Origin of the sequence: Curvivirga sp. (assembly GCF_965219885.1) — a bacterium.
Taxonomy (GTDB): domain Bacteria; phylum Pseudomonadota; class Alphaproteobacteria; order UBA8366; family Aestuariispiraceae; genus Curvivirga.
Window position 1 is genome coordinate 237947 of record NZ_CBDCOT010000009.1, and the last position, 19330, is coordinate 257276.

General features: G+C 42.1%; 20 protein-coding genes and 1 pseudogene. 13 read left to right on the forward strand and 8 right to left on the reverse strand.

From position 1 onward, the window contains the following. Positions 1–7: 7 nt before the first annotated feature. Positions 8–1234 carry an NAD(P)/FAD-dependent oxidoreductase gene (locus ACOQOA_RS06690; RefSeq protein ID WP_420547872.1) on the reverse strand — a complete coding sequence of 409 codons (1227 nt, stop codon included), beginning with the start codon at positions 1232–1234 and terminating at the stop codon, positions 8–10. A gap of 138 nt (positions 1235–1372) precedes the next feature. Between ACOQOA_RS06690 and ACOQOA_RS06695 the strand changes: the two genes are divergently transcribed. The 3 genes from ACOQOA_RS06695 to ACOQOA_RS06705 all read left to right on the forward strand — a co-directional run bounded on the left by ACOQOA_RS06695 (position 1373) and on the right by ACOQOA_RS06705 (position 3708). Next, positions 1373–2131, forward strand: a complete 759-nt coding sequence (locus ACOQOA_RS06695; protein WP_420547873.1) for a class II aldolase/adducin family protein — start codon at positions 1373–1375, stop codon at positions 2129–2131. A 122-nt stretch (positions 2132–2253) separates the two neighbouring features. Then, positions 2254–2823 (forward strand): TetR/AcrR family transcriptional regulator, encoded by a 570-nt coding sequence (locus ACOQOA_RS06700; protein ID WP_420547874.1) that lies wholly within the window; start codon positions 2254–2256, stop codon positions 2821–2823. Positions 2824–2949: 126 nt separating this feature from the next. After that, positions 2950–3708 carry an SDR family NAD(P)-dependent oxidoreductase gene (locus ACOQOA_RS06705; protein ID WP_420547875.1) on the forward strand — a complete coding sequence of 253 codons (759 nt, stop codon included), beginning with the start codon at positions 2950–2952 and terminating at the stop codon, positions 3706–3708. Positions 3709–3747: 39 nt separating this feature from the next. Here ACOQOA_RS06705 and ACOQOA_RS06710 read toward each other — a convergent pair whose 3' ends face one another. After that, positions 3748–4407 (reverse strand): glutathione S-transferase family protein, encoded by a 660-nt coding sequence (locus ACOQOA_RS06710; RefSeq protein ID WP_420547876.1) that lies wholly within the window; start codon positions 4405–4407, stop codon positions 3748–3750. A 107-nt stretch (positions 4408–4514) separates the two neighbouring features. Between ACOQOA_RS06710 and ACOQOA_RS06715 the strand changes: the two genes are divergently transcribed. Both ACOQOA_RS06715 and ACOQOA_RS06720 read left to right on the forward strand, forming a co-directional pair. Then, positions 4515–5894 carry a leucyl aminopeptidase family protein gene (locus tag ACOQOA_RS06715; protein ID WP_420547877.1) on the forward strand — a complete coding sequence of 460 codons (1380 nt, stop codon included), beginning with the start codon at positions 4515–4517 and terminating at the stop codon, positions 5892–5894. Positions 5895–5966: 72 nt separating this feature from the next. Continuing rightward, the gene (locus ACOQOA_RS06720; protein ID WP_155155135.1) at positions 5967–6317 is read left to right on the forward strand and encodes a MarR family transcriptional regulator; all 351 of its coding nucleotides are present in this window, start codon (positions 5967–5969) and stop codon (positions 6315–6317) included. 24 nt (positions 6318–6341) lie between these two features. On the opposite strand, the gene ACOQOA_RS06725 is transcribed toward ACOQOA_RS06720, so the two are convergent. The 3 genes from ACOQOA_RS06725 to ACOQOA_RS06735 all read right to left on the reverse strand — a co-directional run bounded on the left by ACOQOA_RS06725 (position 6342) and on the right by ACOQOA_RS06735 (position 8688). Beyond that, entirely contained in the window at positions 6342–7205 is an 864-nt protein-coding gene (locus ACOQOA_RS06725; protein WP_420547878.1) for a bile acid:sodium symporter family protein, read from the reverse strand. 55 nt (positions 7206–7260) lie between these two features. After that, entirely contained in the window at positions 7261–8046 is a 786-nt protein-coding gene (gene hisN / locus ACOQOA_RS06730; RefSeq protein ID WP_420547879.1) for a histidinol-phosphatase, read from the reverse strand. A 93-nt stretch (positions 8047–8139) separates the two neighbouring features. Continuing rightward, the gene (locus ACOQOA_RS06735; protein WP_420547880.1) at positions 8140–8688 is read right to left on the reverse strand and encodes a c-type cytochrome; all 549 of its coding nucleotides are present in this window, start codon (positions 8686–8688) and stop codon (positions 8140–8142) included. A 209-nt stretch (positions 8689–8897) separates the two neighbouring features. Between ACOQOA_RS06735 and ACOQOA_RS06740 the strand changes: the two genes are divergently transcribed. Further along, entirely contained in the window at positions 8898–9629 is a 732-nt protein-coding gene (locus ACOQOA_RS06740; protein ID WP_420547881.1) for a 3-deoxy-manno-octulosonate cytidylyltransferase, read from the forward strand. On the opposite strand, the gene ACOQOA_RS06745 is transcribed toward ACOQOA_RS06740, so the two are convergent. From ACOQOA_RS06745 to ACOQOA_RS06755, 3 genes are read right to left on the reverse strand one after another with little or no spacing between them, the layout of a single operon-like run. After that, positions 9626–10963, reverse strand: coding sequence for an ATP-binding protein (locus tag ACOQOA_RS06745; RefSeq protein ID WP_420547882.1), 1338 nt, complete (start codon positions 10961–10963; stop codon positions 9626–9628). The two genes, ACOQOA_RS06740 and ACOQOA_RS06745, sit on opposite strands and share 4 nt — an antisense overlap. A gap of 43 nt (positions 10964–11006) precedes the next feature. After that, positions 11007–11708: a response regulator gene (locus tag ACOQOA_RS06750; protein ID WP_420547883.1), complete on the reverse strand. Its 702-nt coding sequence runs from the start codon at positions 11706–11708 to the stop codon at positions 11007–11009. A gap of 23 nt (positions 11709–11731) precedes the next feature. Further along, positions 11732–12256 carry a MarR family winged helix-turn-helix transcriptional regulator gene (locus ACOQOA_RS06755; protein ID WP_155155128.1) on the reverse strand — a complete coding sequence of 175 codons (525 nt, stop codon included), beginning with the start codon at positions 12254–12256 and terminating at the stop codon, positions 11732–11734. 243 nt (positions 12257–12499) lie between these two features. On the opposite strand from ACOQOA_RS06755, the gene ACOQOA_RS06760 reads away from it, so the two are divergent. The 7 genes and pseudogenes from ACOQOA_RS06760 (at position 12500) to moaD (ending at position 19326) form a co-directional block, all read left to right on the forward strand. After that, the gene (locus ACOQOA_RS06760) at positions 12500–13405 is read left to right on the forward strand and encodes a branched-chain amino acid aminotransferase (RefSeq protein ID WP_420547884.1); all 906 of its coding nucleotides are present in this window, start codon (positions 12500–12502) and stop codon (positions 13403–13405) included. Between the two features lie 118 nt (positions 13406–13523). Next, a pseudogene (locus tag ACOQOA_RS06765) lies at positions 13524–14279 on the forward strand (SDR family oxidoreductase); the annotation flags it as partial. A 420-nt stretch (positions 14280–14699) separates the two neighbouring features. Then, positions 14700–16586: an excinuclease ABC subunit UvrC gene (gene uvrC, locus ACOQOA_RS06770; protein WP_420550094.1), complete on the forward strand. Its 1887-nt coding sequence runs from the start codon at positions 14700–14702 to the stop codon at positions 16584–16586. Positions 16587–16697: 111 nt separating this feature from the next. Further along, a complete protein-coding gene (gene pgsA, locus ACOQOA_RS06775) occupies positions 16698–17285 on the forward strand; it encodes a CDP-diacylglycerol--glycerol-3-phosphate 3-phosphatidyltransferase (protein ID WP_420547885.1) in 588 nt (195 codons plus the stop codon). A 1-nt stretch (position 17286) separates the two neighbouring features. Next, complete coding sequence (gene mobB / locus ACOQOA_RS06780; RefSeq protein WP_420547886.1) at positions 17287–17790, forward strand: molybdopterin-guanine dinucleotide biosynthesis protein B; 504 nt, start codon at positions 17287–17289, stop codon at positions 17788–17790. Between the two features lie 10 nt (positions 17791–17800). Continuing rightward, the gene (gene glp, locus ACOQOA_RS06785; RefSeq protein ID WP_420547887.1) at positions 17801–19078 is read left to right on the forward strand and encodes a gephyrin-like molybdotransferase Glp; all 1278 of its coding nucleotides are present in this window, start codon (positions 17801–17803) and stop codon (positions 19076–19078) included. Then, a complete protein-coding gene (moaD, locus tag ACOQOA_RS06790) occupies positions 19075–19326 on the forward strand; it encodes a molybdopterin converting factor subunit 1 (RefSeq protein ID WP_420547888.1) in 252 nt (83 codons plus the stop codon). Before glp ends, moaD begins: the two co-directional genes overlap by 4 nt. Positions 19327–19330: the final 4 nt, after the last annotated feature.

Here is a 19330-nt window from a genome sequence, read left to right on the forward strand (position 1 = left end):
CCTAATTCTATTGATCTAAATATCTTATGATTTCTTTTGCTGCATAAACACCGCTGGAAAAGCAAGCTTGTAGTAAGTAACCACCAGTTGGCGCCTCCCAATCTAACATTTCTCCAGCCACAAAATATCCGGGGCAAGCTTTTAACATTAAACTCTTATCGACTGATGATTGCTTAATGCCTCCTGCTGTGGAAATCGCTTTATCCATCGATGCAAGCCCGGTTAATTTCACAGGACAGTTTTTGATGATCTCGGCCAACTTGGGCATTTCGGATAGCTCAGCGGAATCCGTAAATTCCCGTAATAAGGCGACCGCCTGAGATGTTAGCTTTAACTGAGACTTCAAATATGATGATAAAGATTTTCGTCCTGGACCCGACTTTAACTTATTTAACAAATGTGTTTCATTCATAGATGGCTTCAGATCAATTTTAAGGATCATCTCACCATCACGCTTAACTTGATCACGCAATGAAGCACTTAACGCATAAATGGCATTTCCTTCAATCCCGTATCGGGTCAACATCGCCTCACCCGGCTTACGTTTACCATCAATCTTCAAGGCTATGTTTTTAAGAGGTTGTCCCTGAAAACTGTTTTTAAAGAAATCTGACCAAGGTACGTTAAATCCCACATTGGATGCCTGTAGTGGTGTTACGTCTACGCCTTGCTCTTGAAAGATTGGTATCCACTTCGCATCTGCACCCATATGAGCATAACTGCCACCACCTAAGGCAAATAAGACTGCATCTGGACGGATTTCGTAGTGATCCCCTTCCTTCTCCTGCATCGTAACGCCGTCAGTGGTGAACCCTACCCATCGCTGGTTTGTTTTTAATTCGACACCTAGTTGCCCCAGGCGCTGAAGCCATGCGCGCAATATACCTTTCGCACGGAAATCTTCCGGGAAAACACGCCCACTTGTTCCAATAAAGGTCTCAACACCTAAATCCTGCGACCACGCGCGCAAATCTTCTGGCGAAAATCCTGCGATCCAATCTTTCACCCAGCTTTCACCTTCTGCATAACGGGATAAGAAAGACAAGATATCTTCGCTATGAGTTAAATTTAACCCGCCTCTTCCTGCTAAAAGGAATTTACGAGCAACTGACGGTTTGGCTTCATAAACCACAACTTTAACACCTGCTTCAGCTAGCTTTTGAGCTGCAATTAAACCAGCAGGCCCTGCGCCGATAATGGCAACATTATGAGTTAAAGAAGCAGATGCAGTCATAAAGCTCACCGATGGAAGTTACTTGAACAAGATAAATAGATAAATTTTGATCTTTCATCACATAACAAACTAGGCCTTATCAAGCCAATTTTTGAGAATTGATCAAACTCAAGAAAGATATGAACAGGGGAAGTCACTATGAATAAAACACTTAACACCGATAAAATTTCTGCGGAAGAATGCCAAACACGCGTTGAACTTGCCGCATGTTATCGCTTAATCGCTCATTACAGTATGGACGAACTTATCTGGAACCATATCTCCGCCAAGATACCCGGAACCGAAGAATTCCTCATCAACCCTATGGGGTATATGTATCATGAAATCACAGCCTCCAATCTGGTTAAAGTGGATATTGAAGGAAACACGGTGGGTGGATTAGAGGATTCTCCAACCAATTTCACAGGCTTTGTTATTCATAGTGGAATTCATAAAGCGCGTCATGATCTGCAATGTGTTTTACACACACATTCCGAGGGCGGTTTGGCTGTCTCTTCACTAGAAGAAGGTTTCGTTCCGACTACACAAGACGGCTTTATGTTCCATGGTCGTATGAAGTATCATGATTATGAAGGTTTATCTGTTGATCTGGACGAACAACAACGTTTAGCTGCTGATCTTGGCGAAGATGGTATGGAAATGATTTTACGAAATCATGGCCTACTCACTTGTGGTCAAAGTATCGGTGAGGCCTTTGTTCGGATGTATTATCTGGAACGCGCATGTAGGGTTCAGATGATGTTGATGGCCTCTGGTAAACCTGTTCGCGACGTGCCTGAGGAAATTAAAGAAAAGGCGTATCAGCAAAGTTGGAACTGCTTTAATAAAAACGCGCCCGAATGGCCCGCTTTGATGCGTCTGGTTGAAAGCCGTTACGCAGACTTCAACGATTTATAAATTATAAGGACAGGATTCTTGCATTGCATGGGAATCCTTTTCTTTACGAGTTCAAATTTTATTGGACAGATGAATAGGTTATACTGCATATCTATCTATAGATAGAACATCATAGGTAACCAATGTCTCTTAATAAAACAGCTCTTGAAATTTTAGATATCGCGGAAAATCTAACTCAGACAGTTGGATTTAATGCGTTTAGCTATAAAGATATTCAGCGTGAAGTTGGTGTTAAAACATCAAGCATTCATTACTATTTTCCTACCAAACAGGATTTAGCAACCGCCATTGCCAAAAGATACACGGATCGCTTTTTATCCGAGTTGGATAGCATAAACGCAAAATGTAAAAGTGGGTTGGAAAAACTTGAAGGAATCAGCAAAATCTTCATAGATGTATCCAACGCAAATAAGCTTTGCCTATGCGGCATGCTTTCTTCAGAAATTCTATCGCTTCCGGAAGAAGGGACTGCAGAATTAAGACGTTTTTATGCTAAAACCGAAGCATGGATTTCTATAGCGATTAGTCAAGGAATTGAAGAAGGAGATTTAAAGCAGGTTCCATCTATCTCTGATTCAGCCATAGCGTTTCTTGCAAGTTTAGAAGGTGCTATTTTAATAGCGCGTACCCGCAACAATAAAGATTACATCCAAGTTGCTACTAATCAGGCAGTCAATTTACTAAGAAAATAAATTGCCTAATTTATCAATGTTCAATTCGTATTATTCGATTTATCTACCTATCAGTAGATAAATTTCTTGATTTTATATTTTTATCTATCTATTAGTAGATAAATTAAATTTGAAAGGAGATAGAAAATGACATCAGAAACAGCATTAATTATCGGTGGGTCAAAAGGAATGGGTTTAGACACCGCTAAAAGATTAGCTAATCGGGGTGTAAATCTGATATTGGTGGCACGTGATAAAGACAGCCTATCTGAGGCCAAAGCAAAAATTGGTGATCAAGTAGAAATAGAACTTATGCCTCTTGATCTATATAATCGTGAAGCTGTATCAGCATTTGCGGAAACAATTAAAAAGCATCAAAGCCATATCAAACATCTTGTGAATGCAGCAGGCTATTTTAATCCTGTTCCATTTCTCGATCATAGTCTTGAAGATTACAAAGCTTATATGGATATCAACGAAGCAATATTCTTTATTTCGCAAGCAGTCGCAAAAAACATGAAAAGTAATAATGGAGGTTCAATTGTCCATATCGGATCTATGTGGGCAAAACAAGCGATCAAAGCGACTCCCTCATCCGCCTATTCTATGGCAAAAGCAGGTTTACACGCTCTCACCCAACATATGGCAATGGAACTAGCTGATGAGAATATCCGTGTAAATGCCGTTTCTCCGGCCGTTGTTCAAACAACGATCTATAAGTCGTTCATTGAAGAAGACGAAATTCCCGAAACCCTTGCCAGTTTTAATAATTTTCATCCTATTGGTCGGATTGGACAGCCAAAGGATGTAGGTTCAGTTATCGACTTCTTATTATCTGACGAAGCAAATTGGGTGACGGGTGCGATTTGGGATGTTGATGGTGGCGTAATTGCAGGCAGAAACTAATCTCAACAAGAGGGAGGCATCTTTGCCTCCCTTTTCATTTTAAATTTCATTACTTTCCATTTTCCAGCTTTCCTCCTTAGCCATAGCAGCCCATCCCTGCATCTCCGGTATAGCCATCATAACCTTCATATATTGCAGTGTTTCTGGTTGTAAGTCTTTCTTGGAGATATAGCTGTTAAACCTCCATACAACGGGTGCAAAAAACGCATCTGCAATAGAACGTTCCCCAAATAAAAACGGGCCCGCTTGGGCATATGTATCACGTGTATTTTTCCAGAGTGCTTCCATCAACTTCACATCCCCCCAGGCTGCTTCAGAGAGCACTATGGGTTTATTACGCCGACGCACATTCATCGGCATTTCATTTCGAAGATTAAAGAATCCTGCGACCATTTCTGTACAGATTGATCGTGCCTTAGCCCGCTTAACTGGGTCGGAAGGCCATAGGCCTTTGTTAGGATAAAGCTCCGCAATATATTCTGCGATCGCCAAGGATTCAGAAAGAATCATATCATCCGTCTTTAAATAGGGAACCTTTCTATTGGGACTTTCACTTCTAATTCTTGCTGTTCCTTCTTCGGTCAATAAAGGCACTGTCTCGCAAGCGAAATCAACATTGGCGAATTTCATCACCAACCATGGACGTAAAGACCAGGATGAATAATTCTTGTTTCCGATCACAAGCAATAACTGCTTCATTTTTCAGTTCCTTTATTTGAAATAGAGGCTTGCACCATCAAGGTAGCCGTTTACAATTGACGACCATATAAGACCAAAGATTCACAGATCAATAAAGGCTGCTTTCCATGAATGTTTTCGTATCAGAAAAAAATGACGAAACCATAACCCTTCTGCCGGTTACGAAGGATGTTTTATCCGGCTGGTTAGATGACGAAGGAAAAGATCATAAAAACTGGGTAGAGGCCAATCAGTATAAAGCCGCATCTGGCAGTATTTTGATGATTCCATCTGATGATAAGTCTATCAAAATACTTGTTGGCATTGATGAAGATGAACCTCATTGGTCTTGGGGTGGTATTGTATCCAAATTACCTGCAGGTCGCTATCAACTACCCGACGATATGGAAGATGATGAGATTGAAGCAGCTATGCTGGGATGGGCTTTGGGGCTATATAATTTTGATGCCTACAAGTCTAAGAAAAATGAAAAACTTGTGGAATTGGTTATTCCTTCTGATTTTGAAGGAAGTGAAATTATCAACATTGCTAAAGGCATTTATTTAACCCGCGATTTAATCAATACGCCTGCCCAAGATATGGGTCCTGCTCAACTTGCTAAAGAAGCACAGAAATTAGCCAAGGATTATAAAGCGAAGTTTAGCGCCATTGTTGGCGATGACTTACTTAGCGAGAATTATCCAATGATTCATGCAGTAGGGCGTGCTGCTGCGGAGGGACGGGAACCTCGTTTGATCAAACTTACATGGGGTAAAAAATCTGATCCGGCAATCGCGCTTGTTGGTAAGGGTGTTTGTTTCGATACGGGCGGCCTAGACCTTAAGGGGTCGCAATATATGCTCACCATGAAAAAAGACATGGGAGGCGCAGCCAATATTCTGGGCCTTGCCAGTATGATCATGTCAAATGAATTGAATGTTCATCTAACTGTATTAATTCCTGCCGTGGAAAATGCAGTCTCAGGTGACAGTTACCGTCCTATGGACATTCTAACGTCTCGTGATGGAACAACCGTTGAAATTGGCAACACAGATGCAGAAGGACGATTGGTCCTTGCCGACGCCATTACAGAAGCCGTGGAAGACAAACCGGAACTTCTTATAGATATGGCAACCTTAACCGGAGCCGCACGTGTCGCACTCGGTACTGATATGCCTGCAGTCTTTTGTAACGATGATGAAATGGTAAATAGCATTCTAAATAAATCTGACACCGATTCGGACCCGCTATGGCGCATGCCACTTCATGCCCCCTATAGAAAGATGCTCGACAATGATAATGCTGATATTTCAAATATTTCCGCAGGTGGATATGGCGGTGCGATTACGGCCGCATTATTCCTTGAACATTTCGTAGGTACTGAGACACCATGGGCACATATTGATCTTATGGCCTATAATTTATCTACAAAGAATGGTCGCCCTAAAGGCGGTGAAGCACAGGGAATCCGTGCTCTATATGCATATTTGGCTGAAAAGTATAAATAATTTTACGTAATCGGACTTGAACAATTTCCGAACCATCGGTAGTTTTCAAGAAACAGTCGTAACGGAATCGATATGAGCCTTAACCTCACACAAAATCAGGTCCTGTCCATTTGGCAAGGTGCCATCACTGAATCAGTACGTAAAGATACACCAGATTTGTCCGCACGCCAGATGGCTGTTTTGACAACTGTTTATCTAACACCTATGCCGCATACCGTTCGCGGCTTGGCAGAAAAATTAAACATTTCCAAACCTGCTATTACACGCTCTTTGGATCGTTTATCTGAATTAGGGATGGTCAAACGGAAACCAGATGAGAATGATCGTCGTTCCGTTAATATTCAACGCACCGTTAAAGGCTCTGTTTATTTGCATGAATTTGCTAATATGATGATGGAAGCCGCGAAAGATGCGGCTGAATAATCCATCAATTATAAAATTACTCTCTTAAGCTTCTGAATGGCGACGCCAGATCAACACCATCACTAGTGATGTTGCAAACATGATCAGGCTATAAATCGCTGCTGGAATGATATAGACCCCGCCTGCAAATAACAAACTACCAATGGCAATGGCTAAAGTACCATTTTGCAATCCACATTCGATTGAGATCGCCACCCGTTGCTTAAATCCTGACTTAATGAGCTTGGCCAAATAAAACGCCAAAAACATCATCACAACATTTAGACATAATGTGATCAGACCTGCATCAGCAAAGTATGACACAACATTGTTGCGCTCTTTTACAATTGCGCCAATCAATACAAGAATGAAAAAGGCTGTAGAAATTTTCCCTGCGATTGGTTCGAATTTTAATGCAGCTCCTGTTGCTAAACGACGTAACAACATGCCTAATAATACTGGAACAGTCACAATTGCAAAAATGCTCAAGGCAATCTTAGTGATAGAAAAATCCTGCATTTGACTAGCACCAAAAATATACTCATATGACATACCAATAATCAGGGGTATTGTTAACAAGCCAAGTAGGCTGGTAACTGCTGTCATGGAAACTGACAAAGCCACATCTCCACGCCCCAAAGAGGTAAGGATATTTGATGTCGCCCCGCCTGGCGCCGCTGCGATTAACATGACACCCATTGCAAGTTCCGGCGCCAAGTTATCCCCCCATAGGATAACCAAAGCAATACCAACGATTGGCAAGACGATAACTTGTGATAACATGCCTACAATAAAGTCTTTAGGCTGTGTAAAGACACGTTTGAAATCTTCACCCGTCAAACCAAGCCCTAATGTGAACATAATAAATGCCAAGGCTAGTGGCAGGACAACATCCGTGATAATCCCCATATTTCTTTCCCTATTCCAACATTAATAGTCGTGGTTAGATTACACATCTTTCCATTTATGCGGAATGAATTTTTTCTAACGCTTGTTTATGCAATTCTTTTGTGGCCGCTGCAATAACTTGCGGTCCTGAAGATAAAGTTAAAGGATTGCCATCCCAATCACTCATCACACCACCAGCACCTTCAATTACAGGCACAAGTGCCATAAAATCATAGGGCTGTAACTGACTTTCAAATACAAGATCAACTTGTCCTGCCGCTAATAAACCATAGGAATAACAATCGCCACCAAAACGATTCACGCGAACAGATTGACGTAAATTTTGGAATTTAGCCCGTTCATCATCTGTGGTCAGCATATCTGATGTGGTGATATACATACGTGCATCTTCAAGTTTAGTACATCCACTTGTCTGAACAGTTTCCCCGTTTAAGGTAGTAACGTGCCCCTTCGCACCAACCCAACGCTCTCTCGTAATCGGTTGCTCAATAACTCCCAATACAGGAATTTCCGCCATAGATACAGCGATCAAAGTGCCAAATACTGGCATGCCGGTAATAAAGGCCGCCGTTCCATCAATTGGATCTAACACCCATACATAATCTGCATCTAGACGTACTTGTCCGTGTTCTTCCCCATAAATTCCATGGGAAGGAAAAGTTGCCTCAATCACCTTACGCATTTCCAACTCGGCGGTTTGATCTGCAATCGTCACCGGGCTTTCGTCTGCTTTGGCCACAATATCCAAGGGCTGACGAAAATACTGTCGTGCGATTGGCGCAGCTGTATCTGCTAATTTATTTGCAAGCTGGATGATCTCAAGCGGAATGATTTGCGTCATTAGAAAATCCTTAACTATAAGAAGTGATTGAGATTATAGATAAAAAAAAGGCGACGCTAAAAGCGCCGCCTTTTCTATACCGATCTCTCGACCTTATGGCAATGCTACAGGACTATCAGCTTGTTCACGTAAGAAAGCGATAATATCTGCGCGATCCTTAACTTTCTTGAAGCCACCGAAGTTCATCGCTGTGCCTTTCAAGTATTTCTTAGGTTTTGCCAAGAATGCGTTCAATTCTTCATAAGACCATGTGCTGCCTGTGTCTTTCAATGCGGCCATTGCTTTGGAATATCCGCCAAAACCATCTACGCCACCTTGTACACGATCAATAAGGTTCCATAAGTTTGGACCAACCTTATCAGCGCCGCCTTTTTCATATGTGTGACATGCGCCACATTTCTTGAACAGTTTCAAACCTTTTGCAGTATCAGCAGATGCCAATAACGCAGATACAGGTTCTGGACCAGCAGGTGCTGCTGCCGCTGTTTCTGTTGTCGCAGCACCAGCTTCAATTGGGTAAGCATTTTCTGCGATTTGATCTGGTTGGTATAGGATACTAGACAACGCGCCGGCAACCATTGCCAACAACATTGCGCCGATAACCGCAGCCGCTACTTTATTGATCAGCAGAGCGTCTTTCATGTTCAAGCCCTCTTATTCGATATCGATCCCGCGTATTTTTATTCCCTATATAGTTGGAACCCCTAAAATACGCATAAAATTCTTAGAACAAACATTGTTGATTGTTCCTTCACCTTTGGGGTATATCCTCTAGTCACGATCAAATCAATGCCCGATAAGCTTATCGACGCATTTTTTCCGTTAAAACGCTCTTTTTTTAGGATTTTAACATGAATTCTCTCATCGTCATCCCCTCTCGATTGGCTTCAACCCGCCTACCAAACAAACCTTTGGCGGATATTGCTGGATTACCGATGATTGTCCAATGTTTGAAACGTGCAGAAGAATCCAATTCTGGTCCTGTCATTGTCGCCGCCGGTGACCAGGAAATCGTTGATGCGATCGAGGCACATGGCGGTACAGCTATTATGACAGATCCTGACCTGCCTTCTGGTTCAGATCGTGTATGGGCCGCAGTTGAAGCATATGACCCTGAAGGAAAATATGACGTTATTATCAATGTTCAAGGCGATTTACCAACACTCGACCCGCATGTGATAGAAGCGACTGCCGAACCATTGAAAGATGCCGCAGTTGATATTTCAACAGCGGTTGCAGAAATCACTGAAGAAGAAGAAAAAACCAATCCTAATGTGGTGAAGGCGTATCTTGCGTTTCAACAAGGAAACCATATTGCGCGTGCTTTAACATTCACACGTGCAACTGCTCCTTTTGGGGAGGGTCCATTATACCACCATATTGGATTATATGGCTATCGTCGTGAAGCGTTAAAACAATTTGTTTCTATGCCTCCAGGCTTGCTGGAGCAGCGGGAAAAGCTTGAACAACTTCGCGCTTTAGAAGCTGGTATGCGTATTGATGCTGCTTTGGTCAAAACTGTGCCACTTGGTGTCGACACACTTGAAGATCTGGAAAAAGCTCGTCAAGTACTCGCTGGCTAAAGCGGTAATCGTATCCGCGCACGCAATCCACCATAAGGGGATTCTTCTAAATAAATTTCCCCGCCATGAACACGTGCAACATCGCGGCTAATTGATAATCCCAATCCAGTTCCACCTGTTTTGGTATTGCGAGATTCGTCAATACGATAAAATGGACGAAATGCCTTTTCACGCTCATTTTCAGGAATACCAGGCCCATCATCATCCACAACAATTTCCAATACATCCCCACGTATACCGCCACTTAACCAAATAGTTTCTGCGTAACGATTAGCATTGGAAATCAGGTTATCAACACAACGACGAAGCGCTTGAGGTTTCACATCTGCAATCAAATGTCCCTCTACATGACAGTCAATATTAACTCCACCACTACGCCAGTTTTTTGCTAAGGTGGAAAGCATATCAGACATATCATATTCAACTGATGGTTCTCCTCCTTCACCTTTGGCAAAAGTTAGATAACCTTCGATCATTTTTTCCATTTCTTGAAGGTTAGATTTCAATGCCTCAGAATCGGGACTGTCTTCCATCAATGCAAGTTGTAACTTCATGCGGGTCAAAGGCGTTTTTAGATCATGGCTAACACCTGATAGCATATCTGTACGCTGTCTGATTTGGCGACGAATGCGGTTCATCATACGATTAAAAGCATTTGCAGCTGTTCGTACTTCCGAAGCACCACCTGGTTTAAATTCTCTCCCGGGATCTCGACCTTTACCGAAACTATCCACCGCGTCCGCCAAACGTTTAATTGGGCGCACCTGATTGCGCATGAAAATTGAAGCAACAGCAAATAGAATCAAGGAAGTGCCAACCATCCAAGTAATAAAGATATACGTTGTAGAACTAAATAAACGTTTCCCCGGTGCAACAACGGTTAAAACAGCATCTGCCAACTGAAAATCGATGATAACTTCTTCTTTAAAGGAAGAGCTATCGATTAGGAAAGGGCGCCTTACTCTTTCATCCAAAGCTTTTGCCAATAAGCGATCTAACAAACCATTATTATGTGGAAGCTCATTTGGTAAAATTTCACCTTTTTGTAAGATGAATTGCAAGTTCATATTTTCATGTGCTTGCTCGAAAATAACATCTGCCATCTCTGGGCGCTCTTTGATTTCCCACAGCACATGTTGGATATCACCGGCTAACGCAGAAGCCAGACGCCAGGTAATAGTATCCCAATGACGATCATAAAAAATCCATGCTGTAATCACCTGTAACAAAATCAAAGGTGTCACTATGATTAGCAAAGCGCGCCCGTAAAGGCTTCGTGGAAGCGCTAATTTGACCAGACGTCTTAAACTTATTAGGGCGTTTGAAATACTCATGCGAGAAGATTACAGAGCTTTGTAGCCGCTGCCTATTTTTAAATTAATTATCTGGTCGCAAGACATAACCTTGTCCCCGAACCGTATGAAGATAGCGCGGATTTTTTGGATCCGGTTCAATTTTACGACGTAGACGTGTTACTTGAACATCAACCGTACGTCCTGCCGAATCCACGTTGGACTTTTCACAAAGTTCTTCTCGGCTCATCACTTCCCCCTTCACTTCAGCCAAAGCCTTTAACAAAGCGATTTCAGTTGTGGTCAACTTTATTGTCGCCTCTCCTTGCAGGAGAATTTCACGATCCATATCAAAGATCGACATACCAAGCTTAATCTCTCGGCTATCTTCTAAATTAGGATCCGTTTCCGGCATGGTGAAAGAACGGCGCAGTATTGATTGAATCCGTAAAATCAACTCCATCGGTTCAAACGGTTTTGCCAGATAATCGTCCGCGCCCGCTTTTAAGCCTGCGATTCTAGCTTCTGTCTCCCCCATAGCTGTCAGCATTAGAATTGGTACCGTTGTCTTTGTCCTAAGAGATTCAGTAAATTCCAAACCTGTTTCCCCCGGCATCATCACATCTACAATCAACAAATCAAATTCAAAAAATGCCAGCTTATTTCTTGCATCTACAGCATCTTCTGCCACAGTGACACGATATCCCTCCTTGGACAAGAAACGTTGTAACAAATCACGGATTTCCGCATCATCATCAACAACAAGAATATGTGTTTCTTCTACCATTCAGCCAACCTAAATATATAATTTTAAAAACGAGCCTTGTCGTCTGGATCTGAAATAATCCCCATCATTACCTGACAAAAACCATCTACAGCCTCAGCCCCAGCTTCCCGAAAAGCTGCTTCGATTCGGTTACGTTGAATAGCTGTTAATTCGCTTTCCAACTCTTTCCCCTTATCTGTTAACTCTAACAATCGCTGTCGGCGATCAACAGGCCCTGTTTTTTGTACAATATATTCTTCATCCACCAATTGGCCTAAAACACGACTTAAACTTTGTTTTGTAATGCGTAATATGGCTAACAAATCAGAAACTGTCATTCCCGGATAACGACCAACAAAGTAAATCACACGGTGATGTGCGCGCCCCAAACCTTTATCATGAAGAACTTCATCTGGCTCTTCAATGAAATCACGATAGGCATAAAACAGCATTTCAATACCTTGTCGCACGACTTCTTCGCGTAAAAAAAGCGGATTTGCATGAGATTTTGATGCCTTAGCCGGTGAGTTGGCAAGAGGGCGAAATGGATGAGATTTTATGTCAGTCATATTGACATATATGCCTTACGATGTTACACGGACCACGTTATGAATGAAATATAAGAACATATCTTTTATCATTGAGTAACAAAATTACAACAATTTAAAATATACCTTACACTAACACCCTGTTCTGTTTGGTAAATTATAGACAACACGCAAGGAATGCAATTCAGTTACACCTGCTTTTTGCATGATTAAGAAACTTAAACGCATTCTTTTGTAGGTTTGATAAGAAATTGGAGCACTATCATGAGCCTTGTCCCTTTTGATGACCGCGATGGATTTATCTGGATGAATGGAGAGTTTATCCAATGGCGTGATGCAAATTTGCACGTCTTAAGCCATGCTGTACATTATGCATCGGCAGTTTTTGAGGGCGAACGCGCATATGACGGAGAGATTTTTAAACTTCGTGAGCATACAGAACGTTTATTTAAGTCAGCAAATATTCTCGATTTCGAAGTTCCTTTCAGCATGGATGAAATCGATAGCGCAACCAAAGAACTTCTAGAAAAAAATAACATCAAAGATGGTTATATTCGCCCAATCGCTTGGCGTGGCTCTGAACAAATGGGTGTATCCGCGCAACAAACAAAAATCAATGTCATGATCGCAGCTTGGGATTGGCCTGCATATTTCTCTGCCGAAGCTAAAATGGCGGGTCTTCGTATGCGTATTTCTGATTGGCAACGACCAGCGCCAAATACAGCTCCTACTGATTCAAAAGCCGCGGGTCTGTATATGATTTGCACGTTATCCAAGCATAAAGCTGAGAGCGAAGGTTATGACGATGCTCTGATGTTTGATTATCGTGGCTATGTGGCGGAAGCTACTGGGGCCAATATCTTCTTCTTGATGGATGATGGTAAAGTTCACACACCGACACCAGATTGTTTCCTAGATGGTATTACACGTCGAACTGCTATTGAGTTAATGAAACGCGGTGGTTATGAAATCGTAGAACGTCATATCAAACCAGAAGAAATGGCAAAAGCTTCCGAAGCCTTTCTAACGGGTACGGCTGTAGAAATTACGCCAATCCAATCTATTGGTGATGAGTATAAATTTACGCCGGGCAAGCTATCCCGCTATATGATAGATGCCTATGAGGCAGAAGTTCACGGACGTGAATATAGCGCGGCAGCAGCTGAATAAATCTATTTAGCAAAATGTTTCGTAGAAAGGCTTGTCATGAATTTGACAAGCCTTTCTTTTTAAGTGTCAAAAATCAAACTTTTAGTGACTTGAATTCGTAAAAAACAAACCCTACAAAGAACATATGACTGAAATTGCTCTTATAACAGGTGCGGCCAAACGCATTGGTCGGCATATCGCATTAGAACTTGCAAAAGCGGGATACGATATCGCGATCCATTACAATGGTTCACGTAAAGAAGCAGAAAGTTTAAAAACGGAAATTCTATCTTTGGGACAGCAAGCCGCGTGTTTTCAGGCTGATCTATCCAAAGAGGAGGAAACTCAATCCCTTCTTCCACATATCTGTCAGCAATTTGGGAAGCCAAGTGTTTTGATAAATAATGCATCTCTCTTTGAAGAAGATGATGTTACAAATGTCACTCGCAAAAGCTGGGATTTGCATATGGAAACCAATTTGCGGGCTCCCTTTATTCTATCTCAAGCCTTAGCAAACCATACGGGTTACGGTCATATTATCAATATGATTGATCAACGTGTCTTAAATCTAACCCCACATTTCATGTCATATACTTTATCAAAGGCCGGATTATGGACTTTGACACAGACAATGGCCAGTGCATTGGCTCCTCAAATCCAGGTAAATGCCATTGGGCCTGGCCCAACTTTACCAAACCAGAGACAGGATGATGAAGATTTCAAAGAACAATGGCAAAGTATTCCATTAGAACGCCCAACCCCGTTGGACGACATTTCAAACGCAATTCTGTTTTTATTGAAGAGTCGTTCAACTACCGGACAGTTAATTCTTCTTGACGGGGGAGAGCATTTAGGTTGGGCACAACCTAAAGATGGCGTCATCATTAAAGAATAATTTTCCTCATTTTTTTTGCGGGAAATTCCTTTAATCCTGTAATTCTATGCAATTTAGAGCAAAAGTTTTTCACAAGCTTGAATTGCATTATGCAAATGTTAAAATAATCCCGTTGTGGAACTATTTTAATAATTTGTTTACATTTGATTTTTATTATTGACGTTTAAAATCAATAACTTAAAAAATTTGCCTATTTTTTAGGCAAACTGGTCGAAGCAAAGCAAAACTCCGTGTTTGCTGTTTCGGCCCCCAAGTTATCCAATAAGTTATCCACAGGAATCGTGGATAGTTGTCACAAATGAGGATTCCTGCCAAAGTATCAGTGAGATAGATTAATTTTTATGTAATTCTTAAAACTCCAACTCGAATGAAATCATGTCCGAAAACATCGAAAAAAATTCAGAACAAACTGAAAACAATATACAAGATCAGGATCAATCCATTACCAGATTGGAACGTGGTGTCGCTGTTATTAAATCTTATTTGGTGCATTTGGGTGATAGCCCAGGCGTTTATCGAATGTTGGATAAATCGGGACAACCTTTATATGTGGGAAAAGCGAATAGCTTAAAAAAACGCGTTGCGAGTTATACACGCCCAAACAAGTTGACCATCCGTATCCAGCGTATGATTGCTCTTACTCAAACTATGGAGTTTGTAGTCTGTCATACGGAGGTCGAGGCTTTATTACTGGAAAACAACCTCATCAAGAAGCTTAAGCCTCGCTATAATGTTTTGCTACGTGATGACAAAACGTTTCCAGATATCCTTATTCGTCGAGATCATGAAACACCGCAACTCATCAAACATCGTGGCGCCCGCAAGATAAAAGGAGATTACTTTGGTCCTTTTGCCTCTGCCGGGGCGGTCAATAGAACGATTAATGTCCTTCAACGTGCCTTCTTACTTCGCACATGTTCAGATGGTGTTTACAGCAACCGCAGTCGTGCATGTTTACAATATCAAATCAAAAGATGTTCCGCCCCTTGCGTAGATAAAATATCCCCACAGGAATATGCCGAGACCGTCGAACAAGCCCGCGATTTCCTTTCTGGGAAAAGTCAGGAAATCCAAAACAAGCTTGTAGATGATATGCAAAAAGCGAGTGAAGCACTGGATTTCGAAAAAGCAGCAGCTTTACGAGATCGTATTCGCGCCATGGCACAAATCCATTCACAACAAGATATTAATCTATCTGGTGTTGCCGATGCGGATGTAATGGCGTTGTATCACCAAGGTGGTCAAAGCTGCATTCAAGTCTTCTTTTTCCGTGGAGGCAGAAATAATGGTAACAGATCCTATTTCCCCAATCATGCGAAAGAGGCACCATTAGAAGAAGTTATGGCGGCATTTATCGGGCAGTTCTATGATAACAAACCCATCCCCAAGCAGATTTTAACCAATACATTGCCTGTTGAAATTGACCTTTTATGCGAGGCTTTTACACAACGCAGCGAGCGTAAGGTTACTATTACGCAGCCACAACGCGGGGATCGTCGTAAGATTCTGGACTATGCAGAAAATAATGCGAGAGAAGCTTTGGAACGACGCTTAGCTGAAAGTTCTTCACAGCGTCGCCTATTAGATGCTTTATCAGAAAAGCTTAAATTGGAAATTACTCTTAACCGTATTGAAGTATATGATAACAGTCATATTCAAGGGAGCAGTGCGATCGGCGCAATGATCGTTGCGGGCCCTGAAGGCTTTATGAAAAACGCCTATCGAAAGTTTAACATCAAAACTGCTGGTAAAGAAGCCGGTGAATTTGGCGGTGATGATTTTGCCATGATGCGTGAGATGTTAACACGCCGTTTTAAAAGAGCTCTCAAAGAAGATCCAGAACGAAGCAGCGATAATTGGCCCGATCTACTCATCATTGATGGTGGTGCTGGGCAATTAAATATAGCAATTGAAGTGCTGGAAGAACTTGGCTTACTAAATGAGATTGCCGTTATGGGTGTGGCGAAAGGTGTAGAACGTAATGCGGGACGTGAAAAAATTCATTTACCGGACAAGCCTGCCTTCATGTTGGATCACAAAGATCCTGTCTTATACTTCATCCAGCGCTTACGTGATGAATCACATCGTTTCGCAATTGGATCTCATAGAAAGAAACGCAAGAAAGATATGGGACGTAATCCACTGGATGAAATTGCAGGCATTGGCGCAAAACGTAAGAAAGCATTATTACTGCATTTTGGTTCTGCCAAAGCTGTCTCCCGTGCAGGCATTCAAGACTTGGGTGCTGTTGAAGGTATATCTGAAGCCGTCGCAGAAAAAATCTACAACCACTTTCATAACAGTTAATTAAACCTATATAGGATAAACATTTGCGTTGAGGCCTTTGCCGTTATAAAAGCTGTCTAACAGGTTTAATGCATAGAATAGAAAAACTGCTTCTTACAGGGTCTTGAGGGAATGATCACCAGCCTCCCAAATTTGCTTACCTTATCACGTATTCTTGTGATACCGCCGATCGTTGTGCTGTTCTTTTTTGACAGCCCGACTATCCGATGGGTGATGCTTGGCCTTTATGTAGTTGCATGCATTACAGATTTCTTTGATGGTTGGGCTGCGCGTTCCATGAATCAAGTCTCAAACTTGGGACGTTTCTTAGATCCAATAGCAGATAAATTATTGGTTGCTTCTATTATTTTAATGGTTGCAGCAACGGGTCAATTAGATGGCGTAGATATCATCGCCTGCCTGATTATCCTTATTCGTGAAATCACCGTTTCGGGATTACGTGAACATTTAGCGGAAGTGCAAATTGGCGTTCCAGTTAGTAAGCTCGCAAAATGGAAAACAACCATTCAAATGTTAGCTTTAGGCTTCTTGCTCATCGGAAATGCAGCTGAAAACATTTTACCTGCACATGATATCGGACGTGCAATGATCTGGGCTGCAGCCGTCTTGACTGTTATTACAGGCTTCGACTATTTACGTGCTGGTTTACGTCACATGACTGAAACTGATATGGCTGCTCTTAAAAATCAGGACAAATAAAATGAAAGTATTCGGCCTTGCCGGGTGGAGTGGTAGTGGTAAAACCACCCTTGTGAAACAATTAATTCCCGCATTAATCCAAAAAGGAATTAAGCTTTCAACAATCAAACATGCGCATCACAACTTCGACATTGATACACCAGGTAAAGATTCATACGAACATCGTCATGCAGGTGCTACTGAGGTCATGGTAGCATCAGGGTCAAGATGGGCTCTACTCCATGAATTACGAAAAGAAGCTGAACCGACGTTAGATGAACTTATCGCTAAGATGACCCCTGTGGATTTATTGCTAGTGGAAGGTTTCAAGTTTGATCCAATTGACAAACTTGAAATCCACCGACCAAGCATTGGCAAAGATTTACTTGCCCTACAAGATGATCATATTGTTGCAGTTGCAAGTGATGAACATATCCCAAACCTTCCGGATCATTGTAAATTACTAGACTTGAATAATCTGGAAGAAGTTTTAGATTTTATCGTAGATCATACAGGTTTGGCGTAAGGGGACCGATATGGCCCAATTAACAGATTGTTGTTTTGATGCGGGTGGTGCGCTTTTGCCACTGGAGCAAGCGATCGAACATCTAAAAGAAAATTTAGTTCCTGTAGTTGAGAAGGTTTTGCGCCCTTTGGCGGAATGCCAGAATCATATTTTGGCTGAAGACATTATTGCCAATCACAATGTTCCTCCTCACAACAATTCCGCTGTCGACGGATATGCCGTTCGATTTAGTGATCTTTCTGGTTCCGAAAACACGATTTTACCTATAGGCGCCCGTATCGCAGCTGGCCAGTTTCTGGGACGTCCATTGGCAGAAAAAGAAGCCATCCGTATCTTCACTGGCGCACCCATGCCAGAAGGCGCAGATACGGTAATGATGCAAGAAGATGCAATTGAGACCGATGGTAAAGTCACGCTGCTTCCTGGCATTAAACAAGGCGCAAATAGCCGTAATGCAGGCGAAGATATGCGAGCGGGTAAGGTTGTACTAAAAGCGGGTCAAAAATTAACAGCCCCTCAAATCGCAATTGCTGCTGCACAAGGTTACGCAAACCTACCCGTCTACAAAAAGCTTTCGATCGCGCTATTTTCATCCGGTGACGAAGTAAATGAACCGGGTACAGATTTGCCAACCGGCGGGATTTTTGATGCCAATCGTCCCATGCTTCTTTCTTTACTTGAAGGATGGGGATGTGACGTAACTGATCTGGGCATATTACCTGATGATCCAAAAGCTATGGAAGAGGCGTTTTTGAAAGCTGCAAGAGATCACGATCTGCTGGTAAGCAGTGCTGGTATGTCTGTGGGGGAAGAAGACCATCTCTGCAACACTATCAAAGCCAATGGTAATTTAAATTTTTGGAAATTAGCAATTAAACCCGGCCGACCTGTGGGAATGGGTCTATTACAACAAGATGGAAAATCCACACCAGTCTTGGGATTGCCAGGCAATCCAGTGGCGGCGTTCCTCACCTGTAATGTGGTAGGCCGGGTCATCATTCAAATTTTATCAGGCATGTCTTTAAAATTCCCGATGCGCTTCCCATCTATCTTGGCAGAAGACATTAAAAAGAAAGCAGGACGCGAAGAATATTTACGCTGTAGTTTGACAGGTGAATTCAACACAGCTGGCCTTCCTTACGTTAAGCGATTTGGAAAAAGTGGCGCAGCAATCCTTTCTTCTTTGGAAGGTGCAGATGGTTTCATGTTATTGAGAACTGATTTGGAAAACCCGAAAATGGATCAGCAAGTATTATTTCTTCCAATTGAAGGATTATTAACATTATGAAGATTTTGTATTTTGCTTGGTTACGTCAGAAAATAGGTACAGGCGAAGAGCGCAAAGATATTCCTGCCAATGTAACAACTGTCGCACAATTGGTGGATTGGTTAAAAAGCGAAGGTGATCATTATGCCGACGCCTTCAAAGATACTTCCGCAATCAAAGTTGCCATTAATCAGGAATTTGCAGATTTCAGTGCAGCTGTACAATCCGGTGACGAAGTTGCCTTCTTTCCACCCGTGACTGGAGGCTAAAATT